This is a genomic window from Mesorhizobium sp. (assembly GCF_004962925.1).
Lineage (GTDB): Bacteria > Pseudomonadota > Alphaproteobacteria > Rhizobiales > Rhizobiaceae > Mesorhizobium.
On sequence record NZ_SUEO01000106.1, the window covers coordinates 5,398 to 20,416 of the forward strand.

Here is a 15,019-nt window from a genome sequence, read left to right on the forward strand (position 1 = left end):
GCGCAGTCCGCGCACGGAAAGCCTCACGTCGCCGGCGACATCGCGCAGCGTCGGCCTGGCATAAAGCTCGGATGCGGCGCGACCGACCATCTTCTCGATAATCCTTGGCAGCTTGATCGGCCCGCCGTCGCGGTCGAGATGGCCGGCCAGCCTGCCGTCGCGCAGCACCGTCATGCGATCGCAGATGGCAGAGGCCTCTTCCAGCCGGTGGGTGACGAACATGATGGCGACGCCGTCCCTGCGCAGCCGGTCCATGATCGACATCAGCCGTTGCACTTCGGTTTCGGTCAGCGCCGAGGTCGGCTCGTCCATAATGATGAGGCGGCTCTTCAGCGATAGCGCGCGGGCGATCTCGACCAGCTGCTGCTCGGCTACCGACAGTGCCGACACCGGCGTCGCCGGGTCGAGATCCAGACCGACGCGGGCGATGATGCCGCGGGAGGCTTCCTCCATCTTCCGCCAGCTCACCAGGCCGAGCGGCCCGAGCGGCGCGCGGCCGATGAAGATGTTCTCCGCCACGGTGAGCGTCGGGATCAGGCTCAGTTCCTGGTAGATGGTGACGATGCCGTGGCGCTTGGCATCCTGCGGATTGTGCGGAGCGAATTCGACGCCGTCGAAGACGATGCGGCCGCTGGTGGGCGGCATCACGCCGGACAGGATTTTCAGCAGCGTCGACTTGCCGGCACCGTTCTCGCCGAGCAGGCCGAGGATTTCGCCCGGCCGAACCTCGAGCGAAACGTCATTTAGCGCAGTCACGCCGGCAAAGCGCTTGGTCACGCCCTCGACAGCGAGGAGAGCGGGAGATAGCGACGGCGCTGCGGCTTCTGCTGGAGACAAGCGATCCTCCTTGAATTCCGATTCACACGCAGGCAGGCGGGACAGCGCCCCCCTTTGTCCTGCCGGACATCTCCCCCACGAGGGGGGAGATTGGATGTCACCTTGGCTTTCGCCAATCTCCTGCGTTGCAAAAAAGGCGCTATCGGCGAAGCTGCCGATCTCCCCCACGTGGGGGAGATGCCCGGCAGGGCAGAGGGGGGCGACAGAACGCTACTTTTGCTGCTGCGCGCCCTTTATGCTCGCTACTTCGTCTCGCCCAGCCTTTCAGCCTTGTCGAGATTGTCCTTGCCGATGACGATCGGCGTCAGCAGCACGAGCTTTTCCTTGGGCTCGGTCTTGTCCTTGGCATAGGCGACGGCGATCTGCACCGCGGTGCGCGACTGCTCGCCGGGAAACTGTTCGACCGTGCCGGCCAGTTTGCCGTCGCGCACGGCGACCAGCGCTTCGGGAAGCGCATCGAAGCCGTAGATCTTGACGTCGGTGAAGTTACGCGCCGCGCACGCTTCAACTGCGCCAAGCGCCATGTCGTCGTTGGCGCAGATGATCGCGTCGGGCTTGCCGTTGGCGGCAAGGCCGGCCTCGGTGACGGAGAGTGCCTCGGCGCGACCGAAGTTGGCGGTCTGCTCGAAGATGATCTGGTACTTGTCCTTCAGCGGATCGAGAACGTTGTGCACGCCCTTGTTGCGGTCGATCGCGGGCCCAGCGCCGGGCTGACCCTGCAGATGGAAGATTTTGGCGCCGTTCGGGAACGCCGCCACCATGGCCTGCGCTTCGGCCTCGCCGCCCTTGACATTATCGGCGCCGACATGGGCGAGGATGCCTTCGACGCCGTCAACCCGACGGTCGATGGTGACGACGGGAATACCGGCCTGCACCGCCTGCTCGATGGCCGGCGCCAGTGCGTTGACGTCGAGCGGCGAGATGACGATGGCGTTGACTTTCTGCACAACCGCCGCCTCGATATCGGCGGTCTGCTTGGGCGCCGAATTCTGGCCGTCGCTCTCGGTCAGGTTGACGCCTTGCGCCTGCGCCTCCGCCTTGATCTGGTTCAGCATGTGAACGAAGAACGGAAAGCCGAGGCTCGGCACCGAACCCAGGATGGTCAGTTTGTCTTGGGCGAATGCCGGTTGCGGAGCGGCCAGCGCCAATGTGCTCATCGCCACGGACGACAGCAGGAATTCACGTCTGTTCATCAATTTAGTCTCCTCCACCATGAGCGCACGACCCCGAAAACCGGAATGGGTCTCCGGCAGGTTCATGCGTCGATCTAGAAATGGAGTGTCTTTGAGCGCCCAAGGGGACGCAACGGCGCTCCAGCCGGTCCACCGCGACGTTCTCCTCCGCTCGGTGCCTGCGGGCGGATGCTAGCCAAGGCCGGAGGTTTGCGCAAGAACGGGTGGATTCGACTCGGGGCCGCGTCATGTGCCCAGCGCCGCCGGTGCTGCTCATGGTGTTGTCGGCATTTGCGCATCCGGCATTTGCACGTCATCCCATTCGGCCAACTCGAGACCGGACCGTATCCGCTCCCGATCTTCCGAGCGCATTATGTGAAGGTCCGCCATGATTGCCTGTACGGTCAGGCCGGGATTTAGGCGGCGGCCTTCCCTCGTGCAGGTCCTTGCCTTGTCGATATTGCCGTCAAGCGCGTGACAAGCCGCCAGCCGCGCCCATTGCCAGGCACTCTTTCGCGGAAGGCAGGAAAAAGACGCTACCGCTTCCGGGTAGCGACCAAGGACAAGCAGGGCCTCACCCCGGTCGTAATAATACCAGGCGGGATGCATCGGATTGAGTTGGATCGCCTGGTCCAGCAGCACCAGGCCGGTCTCGCCATGGCCGCGTATGACCTCGAAAAAGCCCGTCTGGGCCAACGTGTCGGCATCATAGGGGTTCAGATCCAATGCGCGCGCGAAATGGCGTGCGGCGGCGTCGAATTCGGCCAGGTAGAGAAGGATCAACGCCAGGATGCGGTGGCAACGTGCCTCGTGCGGGCTGAGTGCAGTGGCATGCAAGGCCCGGTCTCGCGCCTGATCGAGCAAGGCGCGAGGCGCGCCGCCATAGCCGCCTATGATCATGTCCGCCAAGGCGAGATAGGCGTGAGCCAGCCCCGAATCCGGATCGAGTTCGAGCGCCTTCAGCAAATGTTCGCGGGCCTGCTGGTTGACGTCGTCGCCATAGCTGCGCAGAAGCGCGATGCCGCGCAATATATGGACATAGGCCTCGATGTTGGCGGCGGGCGCGGGGGACGTGCGCCTTATCGCCGCGCTCTCGATGTTGGCGACCAGCGCGGTCGCGATCCGTTGCGCCACCATCCTTTGAAAGACAAAGATATCGCTGGTCCTGAACGAAAACGCCTGCGCCCAAATGCGCCGGCCGGACGCCGTCTCGGACAGGACGACGTGCGTGCTGTAGCCGTCGTTGGCGCGTTCGACTGTGCCTTCCGCGATATAGTCGGCACCGAGGCGCTCAGCTGTCGCCCAAATGTCCTGGTCGGAATGTTCGGCAAGCGCGAAGGCCGAATGGCGCGCCAGTACCGCGATAGTCTTGAAGTAGGAAAGTGCGTTGATGATCTCCTCGACCGCACCATCGAAGAGTGGCTTTGCCGTCGCATCGCCAAGGTTGACGCGAAACGGCAGGATCGCGACCATCGGCTCGGGCGCTCGTTCAATCTGAACCGCAGCGGTGGCCGGCGGCGGCGAAGCGGACAGGCTGTCGTCGGCAGCCTGGAGCATGTAGCCGCGCCGGGGTACGGTGCGAACCAGCGACTGCGTCTCGTCGCCTATGCATTTGCGCACATCGCGAATGCATTGCGTTAGCGAATCCTCTGTCACGATGGTGTTGGGCCAGACCGCCTGGAACAGTTCGTCCTTGCTCAGCACACGGCCGGGATTGCGCACCAGGAAGGCCAGCAGTTCGAAGGTCTTTGGCCGCACCGGCACGATCTCGCCGTCACGCCGCAATGTGCCGCGGTCGAGATCGAGAACCGAGTTGCCGACCTGGTGTGCCAAGCTCCTGCACCACCGCTGCGCTTGATTGCGCAACGATCATCGGAGCCGCATAAGCCGGTAAAGGTCAAGCCCGAAAGATGCCGGAAAGGCGTTGCCACAGGCGCGGCCTCGTTTCTGCAGGAATCGTTTCGGCAGGGATCATGGCTGTCTCACTCGGTGTCAGCAGGTCGAGATAATGCAGCATCTGAGCCGTTTCGCCGCCGCAGAATTCAACGTTGCCCGTCGACAGGATCCGGTGCACCGCTTCCCGTGCCAGAACCGACGGGAGGAATGGTTCCTCAACCTTCGCATGCATGTTCGATTTCCACGGTTGGTGCCGGCAAGTGCGTGCCGGATTGCAATGATCTGAGGTAAGCGGCGACCTTGCCCTGCAGCCGCCACAGCGTGGCGTCGCGGATGTTGCGGGCTTCGAGCTGAACGACAGTGCGGCGCAGATAGTCGGCGCAGCTTCCGATGTGACCGGCGGCGAGCGACAGGATTTCCACCGTGGTCTGCTCGGGCAAGCCTGCCGCATAGGCAGGGCCACTCCGGTCGGCGACGAAGGAGATGGCCCGCAAATTCCCACCAGCGCCTCGAACCGAGACCCAGCGGGGAATGTTGGTCGGCGGGTTGGCGCTCATCTCCCGGCGCAGCAGCCGGTCAATTGCCGCGTCGATATCAAGGTCGGGGAGACGGTAGACGACACCGCGGCAGCTGCCGCCACGGTCGAGCGCAAGCATCAGGCCGGGCCGCTCGCGCGTGCCGCGCCAGCGGGTCAGCCACAGCGAAAATCGCCGATGCCAGCCATGCACGGTTGCCGGTCGCTCCTCGACGAATTCGAAGCATGGGTTCCACAGTAGTGAGCCATAGGCGAACACCCAAACGTCACGCGGGCGTCTCGCAAGCAGCTGCTTGCGAATGTCGGCATAGTCGCGATCCTCCAGATTGCGCAGTCCGGGCGCCGGGCCGGCGTCTTCGATCTTGCGATCGATCCTGGCGAGGAGGTCTTCTGTCAGGGCGATTGTCATGGCCGCTCATCGGGTTTGTCTCCCGAGAGAGCATCGCCGTGACATGGCCTCCGCGTCCTGAACGGATGCTGATATTGTGCTGAAATCGAATGGAGCGTGCGAGAAGCTTTCGGCTTCGAAGCGCGGCATCACAATCGGTCAGATGCGGTGTTTAGGGTTCTCCTTTTGTAGTATCCTGCATCGGCAGCAGTTGAATCCGTCTCTCCGTCCGGTGGCAGGAAATTTGCCGTGAACCGCATCGCGACGTCGTCGCCAGCTCTGTCCGACCGCGAGCGCGCGGTGGCGGAGAAATTTGCCGCCGGCCTGACCTACCGCGAGATCGGCGAGGCGCTGTTCATCGCTCCCTCGACCGTGCGCACCCATCTTGCTTCGATCTACGATAAGCTTGGCGTTCGCAACAAGGTCGCCCTCGCAGCGCATTTTGCCGGTGCCCCTGGCGCTCGGTCAGACAGGCTGTCACCCCCGTCGGACGCTCCGCCGGTGCTCGCCATATTTCCGATCGAATGCCTGAATTCGGAAGAGCGCTGGCGCCGCTTTGCCGACGGTCTGTCGTCGGACATCACCATCGACTTGGCGCGCTACGCGGATTTGCCTGTCATCGCCTTCCACACGATGAAATCGCTGGGCAGCAAGCCCGCCGATTTCGTGGCCGACGGCAAGGCGCTCGGCGCTACCTATATCGTGTCGGGCCAGTTGCGTGCAGACGACCAGAGGGTTCGCTTGACGATTGAGCTTGCCGACGCGGGCAACGGCGTCAGCCTGTGGAGCGAGCGCTATGACCGCCCGGTCGAGGACATTTTCGCGCTGCAAGACAGCCTGACCGAGAACGTCATTAATGTGCTGGCCGGCAGTTCCGGCACGCTCGCCACGGTCGGCCGCAAGGCGGTTCGCCGCAAGCCGCCGGCCAGCTTGCGGGCCTATGACCTTTATCTGCTTGGCGTCGAACAGCACAACACGTTCAGCCGCGCCGGCAATGCGGAGGCAATCCGCGTATTTTCACGGGCGCTGGAGCTTGACCCCACTCTGGTGAGGGCCTGGACCGAACTCGCCTATGCCTATTCCATCCAGGCCTGCAACGGCTTTGGCGACGACGTGCCGGGCTCGATCGAGAACTGGAGGACGGCGGTCGAAAACGCCTTGCGGCTCGACCCGACGGACAGCGCCGCCCACACCTGCCTTGGCGATCTCAGGGGATGTCTCGGCGACTTTGAGGGGGCAGAGCGCGCGTATCAGCGTGGCTTCGAATACGGCTCCAACCATGCCGACACGCTGGCGCTGCTGGCCGGCAGCAAGGCCCTTGTCGCCGGCGATCCGGCAGAGGCGATCCCGCTCATCGAGCGCGCCATGCACCTCAATCCGCTGGCCCCGCGCTGGTATTTCGGCATGCAGGGCCGAATCCTGTTTGCCGCCGGCAGGCATCGGGAAGCTGTCGCGGCGCTCCGCAGAGGTTCGCCGGACTCTCCGAACGTGCTAATGTTTTTGGCGCTGGCGCATGCAGCCGTGAGCGAGACCGGCGAGGCGGCCAGGATTGCAGCCCGCTTGAAAGCTGAATTCCCGGACTTTTCGGTCGAACGCTTCATCGCGGCCTATCCCGTGACAAACCCGCATGCCGTGCAAGCCATACGCGACGCCGCAAAGCTGGCAAGGCTCGGCTGAGGCCCCTAGATCTTGAAGCCGAGGGGTCCGCGACCGCACATTGCCCCGATAATCTCTCAGTCCGCCACCGCCGGCTTGCTGATTTCGGATTTGTCGGTCGTCAGCGACAGCAAGGTGATTGATCCAAATACGACCGCAGCACCGACTGCTCCGACCGGCGACAGCCGCTCGCCCAGAAATATTGCCGCGCCAATTGCTCCGAACACGCTTTCCGCGCTCACGATCACTGCGGCATGGCTGGCGGACGTGAAGCGTTGGGCAATCGTCTGGATGCCGAAGGCGGCCCAGGTCGAGAAGATGCCGAGCACGGCGAGTTCCGGACCTGCATCGCTGACGGCGGCCAGCGACAAATTACCCTGAAGAGCGCCGAGCGGGAGGGTGATCACGGCGGCCCCGAGAAACTGCGCGGCAGCCGTCGCGACCGGCGCGCCGTGGATCTGCATGTGGCGGCCAAGCTCCACCATCCAAAGCGCGTAGCACGCGGCCGAAAGGGTCGCTGCCAGATCGCCCTGGCTGAAGCTGGCGGTCAAGCCTCCAGACAGCAGCAGGACACCGACCAGTGTCATGGCAGCCGCAAGCCCGCCGACAGCATTCGGGCGCTCGCCAATCAGGAACCAGGCTGCGAGCGGTGTCATCACCGTTGCCGTGCTCACCAGGAAGCTTGCATTGGTAACGGAGGTGTCGAGATAGGAGACCTGCTGGATGATAACGGAAATCGAAAACAGAACGCTCACTTTGGTGAGGCTCATCCAATAGCCGAGCCCGAATTTCCTTCCCCATTCGAGCATCGTCAGTGGCGCGACCATGAGCCCCGCGATCAGGCAGCGCATGCCCACGGCGCTGAGCGGATCGAGATGATCCAGCACGGTCTTCTGCGCAACATTGCCGAAGCCCCAAAAGGCAGCAGCAAGCAGAAGCAGACAGTTAGCCTGCACCCTCGACATATCGGTGTCTCGACGAAGCTTGCGCCGCAAAGGGCGGATCGCTGGTTGCTAGCGGGCGGCGAGCTTATCCAACCGTTTGCAATACGGGCGGACGCCGACGGGGACGATCTCATAGCCGGCGTCGTTCAACTGGAGCTTCATCTCCTCGAAATGCCGATTTGAGCCGCTGACGATCGATTCAGGCGTGTAGTCCCAGCCGTTGCGGGCGGCATTGGCCAGGATGTCGGCATAAACGCGCATGCTTGTGATTTTCACATCCGATTCCAGCACCTGCCTGCATCCTCTTGCGAACGATGGCGACTGGGCGGCGGAAAAACTCAAGATCGTACATGCCAGCATTATCGAAACAGGACGCATGGAAACCTCCCCTGATTGCAGCTTGTTGCCGCAAGCGATCTTGCAATTTGTGCGCCTGCGGCGGGATCGGGCAGATGCAGTATTCGGCCTCCTGCATTTGTAGTATTCTGTCCTGGGGCGGTTTCCATCATGACGGTCAACGACGCTTCGAAAGCGCAGACGCTCGATGCCTTGTCGGGCCGCGAGCGCGCGGTCGCGGAAAAATTCGCTGCCGGCATGACCTATCGCGAAATCGGCAATGCACTTTTCATTGCCCCGACCACTGTTCGCACCCACCTTGCGGCCATCTACGACAAACTTGGCGTGCGTACCAAGATCGGGCTTGCGGCGTATTTTGCCGGCGCTTCCGGCGCTCGGCCGGACGGGCTGTTACTCCCATCGGATGCTCCGCCGGTGCTCGCGATATTTCCGATCGAATGCCTCAATTCCGAAGAGCGTTGGCGCCGCTTTGCCGACGGCCTGTCGTCGGACATCACCATCGACCTGGCACGTTACGCGGGCTTGCCTGTCATCGCCTTCCACACGATGAAATCGCTGGGCAGCAAGCCGGCCGATTTCGCGGCGGACGGCAAGGCGCTCGGCGTCACCTATATCGTATCGGGCCAGTTGCGGGCGGACGACCGGAGGGTTCGCTTGACCATAGAGCTTGCCGATGCCCGTAGCGGCGTCAGCCTGTGGAGGGAGCGCTACGACCGCCCGTTCGAGGACATTTTCGCGCTGCAGGATAGCCTGACCGAAAGCATCATCAATGTGTTCGCCGGCAGTTACGGAACGCTTGCCACGGTCGGCCGCAATGCGGTTCGCCGCAAGCCGCCGGCCAGCTTGCGGGCCTATGACTGTTATCTGCTTGCCCTCGAACAGCACACTACGTTCAGCCGCGCCGGAAATTCCGAGGCGATCCGCCTGTTTTCACGCGCGCTGGAGCTTGACCCTACTTTCGCCAACTGCTGGGCCGAACTCGCCTATGCCTATTCGGTCGAGGCCTGCAACGGCTTTGGCGACGACGTGCTGACGTCGATCGAGAACTGGCGGACGGCGGCCGAAAACGCCTTGCGCCTCGACCCGACGGACAGCTGCGCTCACGCATGCCTTGGCAATGTCAGAGCATGCCTTGGCGATCTCGAAGGAGCGGAGCGCGCGCACCGGCGCGCACTCGAATACGGCTCCAACCACGCCGGCATACTGCCGCTGCTGGCCGGCAGTAAGGCGCTTGTCGTTGGCGATCCGGCCGAGGCGATCCCGCTCATCGAGCGTGCCATGCGCCTCAATCCATTGGCCCCGCCCTGGTATTTCGGCATGCAAGGCCGAATCCTGTTCGTCGCCGGCAGACACGAGCAAGCCATCGCGGCGCTCCGCAGGAGTTCGCCGGAGTCGCCGGACGTGCTGATGTTCCTGGCGCTTTCGCATGCGGCCATGGGCGAGGCCGGCGAGACGGCGCGCGCCGCGGCCCGCTTGAGAGCCGAATTTCCAGGCTTCTCGGTCGAACGCTTCATCGCAGGCTATCCCGTGACCAACCGGGATGCGTTGCTTGCCATCCGCCACGCTGCCGAACTGGCGAAGCTGCCGTAGACGCCCCTACCTATCTATCGTCACCATGGTGCGTTCGTTGTAGCGCTCACCCGAGACCTTGCCCGGCGCCAGCGCGTCGTTGAGCGCTTGCATTGCGGCGTCGTCGAGCTTGATCGCTGCGGCAGCGACATTCTCCTCGAGATATTTTCGGCGCTTGGTACCGGGGATCGGCACGATATCAATGCCGAAGTCGGCGCCCTTGTGCAGCAGCCAGGCCAGCGCGATCTGGCCCGGCTTGACACCCTTCGCCGTGGCGATGTCGCGGACAATTGCGGCTGCCTGCACATTGGCATCGTAGTTGGCGCCCTGGTAGCGCAGATCGCCGCGGCGGAAGTCGCCCTCCGGATAGTCTTCGGCGCGCTTGACGTCGCCGGTGAGGAAACCGCGGCCAAGCGGCGCGAACGGCACCAGGCCGATGCCGAGTTCACCGAGCAGCGGGATGATCTCCGGCTCCAGATTGCGTTCCCACAGCGAATATTCGCTCTGCACCGCCGACACCGGATGCACGGCGTGCGCCCGGCGTATGTTGGCCGCACCCGCCTCCGACAGGCCGAAGTAACGCACCTTGCCCTGAGCGATCAGCTCGCCGACAGCACCCGCCACATCTTCGATCGGCACGCCCGGGTCGACGCGGTGCTGGTAGAGCAGGTCTATATGGTCGGTGGCGAGCCGACTGAGCGAGCCTTCCACCGCCTCTCGGATATGCTCGGGCCGGCTGTTGCGATCGGTGCCGATCTGCTTGCCGTTTTCGATCCGGAAGCCGAATTTGGTGGCGATCGTCACCTCGTGGCGCCGACCCTTCAAGGCGTGGCCGAGCAATGCCTCATTGGTGTGCGGGCCATAGACTTCCGCCGTATCGAAGAAGGTGCAGCCGAGCTCGATGGCGCGGTGCAGCGTGGCGATCGATTCCGCCTCGTCGGCCGGGCCGTAGGACTGGCTCATGCCCATGCAGCCGAGGCCGATCACCGATACCTGCAGCCCCTGGCTGCCCAGCTTGCGTGTGCTCAAGGTCATGGAAGAGATCTCCGGATAGAGTCAGGTTCGTGTGCGCCAGGACGATATAGGGCGTTCGCTTAGTTCCCACAGTCGCCCGGCTAAGGGCTAAATCGCACGATCGCGTGAGCCGAAGAGGATCGCCGTCAGCCTTTCCTGGCAACCAGCAGCAAAGGCTCGCGCTCCGGCGTCGTCACCGAAAAGCCGGACGGGCCGACCGTGTCGAAGAAGCGGTGGAATATGTCGATGAAGACCCGCACGAAGAGCGGCTTTGCCGAACCGTACATGTCGGCGATGATCAGCGTCGGTGGCGGCAATTCGTCGAAGATCGGTTTTCGAACGATCTCGTCGCCATCGGCGGTGGCCCGGCCGATCGGCCGCATGTTGAGGATGGCCATGCCGAAACCCGAGGCGACCGCCGAGCGGACCGTCTCGTAGGAGCGCGTGCGAAAGCGCACCTCCGGTCGTTTGGCCAGCACGTCGAACAAGGTCAGGAGATAGGTTGCGGTGTGCGGCAGATCGAGCAAGACCAGCGGCCGCTCCGCCAGTTCCGCCAGCCAGATGCCGTCGCGCGCGGCGAGGGGATCATCGGCATTGAGCACGGCGTGTGCCGGTACCTTGCAGATGCGGGTGACGCTGTCGATGCCGATCGGTCCGATGTCGTAGAGAATGGCCAGGTCGATCTGGCCGGCGACAAGCCGTTCCTGAAGCTGGACCTGGTCGGCCTCAACCAAGTCGATCTCGACATCGCCGACGCTGGCGAGATAGCTGCGCAGCATTTCCGGCATGAATAGCGCTCCGAACGGCTCGAAACAGCCGATGCGCACGACTTTCGGCACGCGGCCGCTGAGATCGCCTATCGACCGGTTGAACTCGGTTTCCGCCGCCAGCATGACGCGGGCGGCGGCGACGAAGCGTTGGCCGGCCGGCGTGATGGAGACGCCCCGCGCCGGTCGCCTGTCGAAAATACGCGCGCCCATCTCGGCCTCAGCCAGCGTGATCGCCGCCAGAATGGAGGATTGCGAGATGAAGAGCGATTTGGAGGCCGCCAGCACGCTGCCGAGGCGAGCGACCTCGCAGACATAGCGCAACTGCCGGACGGTCAGGTTCATGGCAATCCAATTGTTGCATTTAATAGCGCATGTTACTCGCAATAATACATTTTGTGGAAGTGAAGAAACCCGCCAAACTGCCTCTGCTGACAAGGCTGCCACGAGAGCGGCCATGGAAACGAGGGGTTCGCACTGCATGCCAAATGGGATCTCTCCCATTGCCGACGCCGATGATCTGTGCCGCCTGAGCGCCGCGGAACTCAACGCCGCTTACCGCACCGGTGTGGTATCGCCTGTCGAGGTGACGATGGCGGCGCTTGATCGCGCCGAAGCGATCAATCCGCTTTTCAACGCCTTCACCATGATCGACCGCAAGGCTGCGATCGAGGCCGCCGACGCTTCCGAAAAACGCTGGCGGGCAGGTGAGCCACTATCGGCCGCGGACGGCATACCGACGACGCTGAAAGACATCGTTTGGGTCGAGGGCTGGAGCGTGCGTTATGGCAGCAGGACCACGCCGGCTGCGCCTTGCGACAGTGATGCGCCCGCCGTTGCCCTGCTGCGCCGAGCGGGTGCCGTCTTCATCGGACAGACAACGACGCCCGAATTCGGCTGGAAGGCGATCACCGACAGCGGACTTTGCGGCATCACGCGCAATCCCTGGAATGCCGAAAAGACGCCCGGCGGTTCTTCCGGCGGCGCCGCGGTAGCGGCCGCCACCGGAGCCGGCGTTTTCCACCTCGGTACCGACGGCGGCGGATCAATCCGGATCCCGGCATCCTTCACCGGTATCGCCGGACTGAAGCCGACGTTCGGTCGCGTGCCGGCCTATCCGTCGAGCGCGTTTGGAACCGTCGCCCATATCGGACCGATGGCGCGGAGCGCGGCCGATCTTTCCATCATGGCGCTGGCGATGTCCGGTCGCGATCTCAGCGACTGGCAGCAAGGCTCGGGAACGCTGGCGCCGCTTGGCCGGATCGAGGAGACGCTGCAAGGGGCCCGGATCGGCTACTGGTCGAAGCCGCCATCCGGCGTGCTGGATGAAGAAATCGCGGCCGCCGTGTCCCACGCGCTGACGCATTTCCGCGCGTTTGGCGCGACGGTCGAACCCATTGATCTCCTCGGCGGCGATCTGCTCAATCTTTTCCAGTCCCACTGGTTCACCGGCGCCGCCGCGCGGTTGGCACTGATCCCGGAGAACGAACGGTCAGGGATCGATCCGGGTTTCCTGGAGATCGCCCGGGCCGGGGCGGCGTTCGACGCCAAGGCGCTGGTCGCCGCACAGTTACAGCGCGGCGAATTCGGCGCCGCCATGGATCGGCTGCTCGACACCTATGACTTCATCGTTTCGCCGGGGACATCGGTTCCGGCCTTCGATGTCGGGCTTGAAGTGCCGTCAGGCAGCGGCCTGTCGCGCTGGACCGAATGGGCGGCATTCAGCTATCCGATCAATCTCAGCCAGCAACCGGCCTGCGTCATCCCTTGCGGCATGACGGCGGCGGGCCTGCCGGTCGGCTTCCAGATCATCGGCGCGCGCGGCGACGATGCCCGCGTGCTTTCCGCGGCGGCCGACCTGGAACCCGCCTTTCGGCCTCTGCCGCAAGCGTTACACCTAAAGGATTTCGCCTGACCCATTTCGCATAAAGAACAGACCGTAACCGACGACAAAAAAGGGGAATTTTGCCATGATCAACAGACGTGCAATGCTGCAAGGGGTGGTCGGCGCGGGAGCTGGTGCTGCTCTTCTTGCCGACATGAACAATGCGGCGATCGCCCAGGACGCCACCCCCATTCCGGTCGGCTCGGCCCTGCCGATGTCGGGTATCGCCGCCGCCGACGGCATCGAGTTCAAGAACGGCCTCGACCTCGCCGCCGAGGAGATCAATGCGGCGGGCGGCATTCTCGGCCGGCCTGTCGAGATCCACATCGAAGACACTAAGGAAATGGGCGCCGACCTAGTCAGCCAGTCGATGCAGCGCCTGATCGATCGTTTCACCGCTCCGGTCATCATCAACGGCTACAATCTCGGCACCAACATGATCGAGATGGACGTCGCCGCCGACAATGACGTCATCATGATGCACTACAACACGCTGATTTCGCACAATGAGAAGTTCAAGACCGACCCGGCCCGCTACTACAGTTCCTTCCAGGGCGATCCGCCGGAATTCTGGTATGGTCCCGGCTGCCTGAATTTTCTCAAGACGCTGGCCACGGACGGCAAATGGAAGGCGCCGAACAAGAAGATCGCCATCATCCCGTCGGCCAATGAATATTCGATCGTCATCGCCAACGCGATCCGCGACAAGGCCGCCGAGTACGGATTCGAGGTTAGCCTGTTCGAGACGGTTCCGTTCCCGACCAACCAATGGGGCCCAACGCTTGCGAAGCTCCGGCAGGATCCGCCGGCGGCGATCCTGGTCACGCATTTCCTGCCGCAGGACCTGGCGCAGTTCATGGTCCAGTTCCTCGTCGAGCCGATCAACAGTCTGATCTATATGCAGTACGGGCCGTCGCTGCCCGCGTTCCGCGAGATCGGCGGCGAGGCGGTCAACGGCGTCGTCTATTCGACGGTGATCGGTTGCCTGCCGGACGATTTCTCCAAATCGTTCCGCGAGAGTTACAGGGCGAAGTTTGGTCCGAACTCCGCTTACATCACGGGATCGCAGACCTATGACGGACTGTGGATGTGGGCGCTTGCCGCGGCAATCGCCGGTGGTCCGGGCGAACCGTTCAACAAGGAGCAGACCACCAAGGTGGCCAACGCCATGAAACGGCTGGTCTATCGCGGGGTCAACGGCACCTACCGGGCCGATCCGGCGGGTCAGTCGGCGTTCTGCTACCCGACGCAGGTGGCGGATCCGTCGCTCGGCATGCCGCACCAGTTCCTGCAGCATCAGGATTACAAGACCGATCCGAAACTGATCGCGCCGGTGCTCTACGCGACGGACAGTTTTGTCCTGCCGCCATGGATCAAGTGAACCAGGTGAAGCGACGCACCAGACCGGCCGGGTCATGCGCCCGACTGGTCCCCACGAGGTCAAAGAGTTGATGCCAGGCGAGCAGGCAAGAAAGATGACTGAGGCTGCGGGCCCGATGCTGGTTTGTGACAGCGTCGTCAAACGGTTCGGCTCGCTGGCCGCCGTCGACGGCGTGTCGATGGTCGTCAATCCGGGCGAGATCGTCGGCATTGGCGGGCCGAACGGCGCCGGCAAGACGACCTTCTTCGATGTGGTGACAGGCATAACGCCGGCCAGCGGCGGCCGCGTGCATTTCGGCGACACCGAGATTTCGACCCTTGGGGCCGACCGTATCTGCCAGCTCGGCATGGCCCGGACCTTTCAGCTCAATGCCGCCTTCGACAGCTTGACCGTTCGCGAAAACATCGAGATCGCCGCCTATTTCGGCCGGCAACGGCGCAGGCTGGCCGGCTTCCGCCTCGGCGAGGATGTCCGGCAGGCAACAATGGAGGCGCTAGATTTCGTCGGACTTGCGGGCAAGTCTGAAGAGACCGTGGCGCGGCTGCCGGTGCTCGACCGCAAGCTCCTGATGATCGCCGGTGCCATCGCCACCAAGCCGAAGATGCTGTTCCTCGACGA

The 15,019-nt window shown here is 63.5% G+C and carries 15 protein-coding genes; 6 read left to right on the forward strand and 9 right to left on the reverse strand.

From position 1 onward, the window contains the following. The 5 genes from E5W87_RS20320 to E5W87_RS20340 all read right to left on the reverse strand — a co-directional run. Positions 1–837: ATP-binding cassette domain-containing protein (locus tag E5W87_RS20320; RefSeq protein WP_292401343.1), on the reverse strand; the 837-nt coding region annotated here is incomplete at its 3' end. Positions 838–1,079: 242 nt separating this feature from the next. Next, positions 1,080–2,030: a substrate-binding domain-containing protein gene (locus E5W87_RS20325; protein ID WP_292401346.1), complete on the reverse strand. Its 951-nt coding sequence runs from the start codon at positions 2,028–2,030 to the stop codon at positions 1,080–1,082. A 252-nt stretch (positions 2,031–2,282) separates the two neighbouring features. Continuing rightward, positions 2,283–3,842, reverse strand: a complete 1,560-nt coding sequence (locus E5W87_RS20330; RefSeq protein WP_292401349.1) for a winged helix-turn-helix domain-containing protein — start codon at positions 3,840–3,842, stop codon at positions 2,283–2,285. 64 nt (positions 3,843–3,906) lie between these two features. Continuing rightward, positions 3,907–4,137, reverse strand: coding sequence for a hypothetical protein (locus tag E5W87_RS20335; RefSeq protein ID WP_292401353.1), 231 nt, complete (start codon positions 4,135–4,137; stop codon positions 3,907–3,909). Then, positions 4,121–4,849: a gamma-glutamylcyclotransferase gene (locus E5W87_RS20340; protein ID WP_292401356.1), complete on the reverse strand. Its 729-nt coding sequence runs from the start codon at positions 4,847–4,849 to the stop codon at positions 4,121–4,123. The genes E5W87_RS20335 and E5W87_RS20340 overlap by 17 nt, the downstream gene beginning before the upstream one ends. Before the next feature lie 228 nt (positions 4,850–5,077). On the opposite strand from E5W87_RS20340, the gene E5W87_RS20345 reads away from it, so the two are divergent. Then, the gene (locus tag E5W87_RS20345; RefSeq protein ID WP_292401359.1) at positions 5,078–6,505 is read left to right on the forward strand and encodes a LuxR C-terminal-related transcriptional regulator; all 1,428 of its coding nucleotides are present in this window, start codon (positions 5,078–5,080) and stop codon (positions 6,503–6,505) included. Positions 6,506–6,561: 56 nt separating this feature from the next. Here the strand turns inward: E5W87_RS20345 and E5W87_RS20350 are convergent, their stop codons facing one another. Both E5W87_RS20350 and E5W87_RS20355 read right to left on the reverse strand, forming a co-directional pair. Next, the gene (locus tag E5W87_RS20350) at positions 6,562–7,449 is read right to left on the reverse strand and encodes a DMT family transporter (RefSeq protein WP_292401362.1); all 888 of its coding nucleotides are present in this window, start codon (positions 7,447–7,449) and stop codon (positions 6,562–6,564) included. Positions 7,450–7,497: 48 nt separating this feature from the next. Then, entirely contained in the window at positions 7,498–7,689 is a 192-nt protein-coding gene (locus E5W87_RS20355; protein ID WP_292401365.1) for a hypothetical protein, read from the reverse strand. On the opposite strand from E5W87_RS20355, the gene E5W87_RS20360 reads away from it, so the two are divergent. Beyond that, positions 7,688–7,909, forward strand: a complete 222-nt coding sequence (locus E5W87_RS20360) for a hypothetical protein (RefSeq protein ID WP_292401368.1) — start codon at positions 7,688–7,690, stop codon at positions 7,907–7,909. The genes E5W87_RS20355 and E5W87_RS20360 overlap by 2 nt on opposite strands. Before the next feature lie 26 nt (positions 7,910–7,935). Further along, on the forward strand, positions 7,936–9,375 hold the full coding sequence (locus E5W87_RS20365) for a LuxR C-terminal-related transcriptional regulator (RefSeq protein WP_292401372.1): 1,440 nt from the start codon (positions 7,936–7,938) through the stop codon (positions 9,373–9,375). 6 nt (positions 9,376–9,381) lie between these two features. Here E5W87_RS20365 and E5W87_RS20370 read toward each other — a convergent pair whose 3' ends face one another. Together E5W87_RS20370 and E5W87_RS20375 are read right to left on the reverse strand one after the other, a co-directional pair. Continuing rightward, positions 9,382–10,389: an aldo/keto reductase gene (locus E5W87_RS20370; protein ID WP_292401375.1), complete on the reverse strand. Its 1,008-nt coding sequence runs from the start codon at positions 10,387–10,389 to the stop codon at positions 9,382–9,384. Positions 10,390–10,514: 125 nt separating this feature from the next. Continuing rightward, positions 10,515–11,480, reverse strand: a complete 966-nt coding sequence (locus E5W87_RS20375; RefSeq protein ID WP_292401377.1) for a LysR family transcriptional regulator — start codon at positions 11,478–11,480, stop codon at positions 10,515–10,517. A gap of 136 nt (positions 11,481–11,616) precedes the next feature. Between E5W87_RS20375 and E5W87_RS20380 the strand changes: the two genes are divergently transcribed. From E5W87_RS20380 to E5W87_RS20390, 3 genes are all read left to right on the forward strand, one after another. Continuing rightward, positions 11,617–13,050 (forward strand): amidase, encoded by a 1,434-nt coding sequence (locus tag E5W87_RS20380; protein WP_292401379.1) that lies wholly within the window; start codon positions 11,617–11,619, stop codon positions 13,048–13,050. A gap of 55 nt (positions 13,051–13,105) precedes the next feature. Next, complete coding sequence (locus tag E5W87_RS20385) at positions 13,106–14,401, forward strand: ABC transporter substrate-binding protein (RefSeq protein WP_292401382.1); 1,296 nt, start codon at positions 13,106–13,108, stop codon at positions 14,399–14,401. Positions 14,402–14,495: 94 nt separating this feature from the next. Continuing rightward, positions 14,496–15,019, forward strand: a 524-nt coding sequence (locus E5W87_RS20390) for an ABC transporter ATP-binding protein (RefSeq protein WP_292401385.1), incomplete at its 3' end; no start/stop codon positions are given.